The organism is Cupriavidus sp. 8B, assembly GCF_054589115.1.
In genome coordinates this window covers 30,404-32,202 of the sequence record NZ_BAAILO010000145.1, presented here as the reverse complement: position 1 = coordinate 32,202, position 1,799 = coordinate 30,404, and the positions used below count along the sequence as shown (strand labels likewise).

Below are 1,799 nucleotides of genomic sequence, written 5' to 3'. Positions count from 1 at the left end.
TCGGAAGCGAGAAATTCAGAAACGAGTTGCTGTACATCCATGGAACACCTTCCTGCAGAAGTTACGGTTTAGAGACCCGAACGAGGGCTGAGGCGACTGACCTGCGGACGCCACCTGACCATGTTATCAGCCCTATGTGAAGCCTGACCGAACAGCGCCCAACAGCCTCGAAAGGGGACAGCTCCGGGCCGGTTGTCGAAGGACACGGCCGCCAGTATGGCCGGACGCGGGCTTCGCGCCTACCCTGCTGTGGCGACGCTTGCCTTAGCGCAGACACCCTTCCGATGTCTTAAATCCATGGGTTCTCCGGGAGCGCTGGACCAAGAGCTGGGCCGCGTGGTGCTGCCACAGGAAAGTCGAGCCTCGTTGAGGCTAGACGAATGCTGTCAAGTCGGAGGGGCGCTCATCAGGCGGTTTCTTTTTCTGCTTTCACTTCGTATCGGCACTGTTAGACTTTGCGGCGGCGAGCATCTCCAACAACCGTTTCCGTGAAGCTGTCGGTGCGATGACATTGGCGGTGTTTTTTGCGCAACGTCATCCGCCATCAGCTCAGAGGGATGTAGCGGCAGGAACCCAGATATACCCGCCCTGGGCATCGCCGTACGGGTAGGCTTTCCCTTCCACCAGGAATCTTGCCGTCAAAGCACATAGGGCAGCATCAACCGCATCAATTGACTTCAACAAGCTGGTGTCCATCCCCTCGCGTTCCAGGAGCTCCCTACGCTGGGTGCGTTTCCGCTTCGCGGATGCAACATCCCCGCCGAGCAAGGCACAAGTTGTGGCGTACGGGAAAGTCTCGAAGCTTATGCGCCCGCTGGAATGGGCCTTGTCCACAAGAAGCGGGTAGCTTGATGCGAGAGCTTGGTACACGCGCTCCCCATTGAACATCCAGCCATAGAACCCATTCGCATTGGAGAGGGCACGCTCCCGTGTCGGAGTCGAGAACGAGCTAATTCCTTCTCGCGCGAGCTCTCTTTCAGCCAGCCGAGCACCGTCCGCAGTCCTCCACTGGCAAGGCGAATCAATACCGACTGCCACGACGTCATACTCAGCACAAACCTTGGCCAATTCCCCTGGGGATTTGCTGTTGATGCTGCACAAAATCGAAGTCCCTTGCAGGGCGACGAGATGGTATCCCTTCTTGTCCCCACCAACATCAATGCCAGCAACGGCGCTCATCACGTGCGTTTTAGCCATTCGGGTGAGATTAGTCACTTTGCATTGATTTCTCGCGATGCCAAGGCATCCCTAACCCGACGTGCTACCTCTGCCGATGCAGCTGGGTCAGCGAAGTCGGCGAGGTTGACGGTGAGCCTGAATGTGGCCACCGAAGGAAACGTCGGATAGACCAGCCACTCCCCGTCACGCTCCGGATATGATATTTGGTTCCAGACGTTATGGTACTGCTTGAAGGTCACCTAAGGCTGACAGGAACGCGCTTCGCGAAAACCCCCTTTGCTTTACGAGCTCTTCATACGATGCGCACATATCGGCATGCCTGCCTAACGGAGCAATCTTCATAAAGAGAGCATCGATAAACGAACCGGCCTGCGGCGCGTGCCCTGAACTTCGACTAAGAAGCAAGTCAAACGCGGCCTTCAGCGCCTCGGAATGGCGCAGCCGGTGTCTACAACTTATTGGAAACAGCAACCTTCCTGGATAAGCTCAATTCCTCTCCTCGGACAGCCCACTTTGGTGGGGATAGACTCAGGCGTAGGGCAAACCAGGTCACGCCGGGCCCTAGGTAGGCCAGCGAACGGTTGGCCCCTCTACCGAAGGCGTTCCCCTGACACGCTTGC

The 1,799-nt window shown here is 57.3% G+C and carries 1 protein-coding gene; it reads right to left on the bottom strand.

Annotated elements, in window-relative coordinates; translation table 11 throughout:
- Window positions 1–549: 549 nt before the first annotated feature.
- Window positions 550–1,197, bottom strand: a complete 648-nt coding sequence (locus ACYP5B_RS15085; RefSeq protein ID WP_459570247.1) for a DUF429 domain-containing protein — start codon at window positions 1,195–1,197, stop codon at window positions 550–552.
- Window positions 1,198–1,799: the final 602 nt, after the last annotated feature.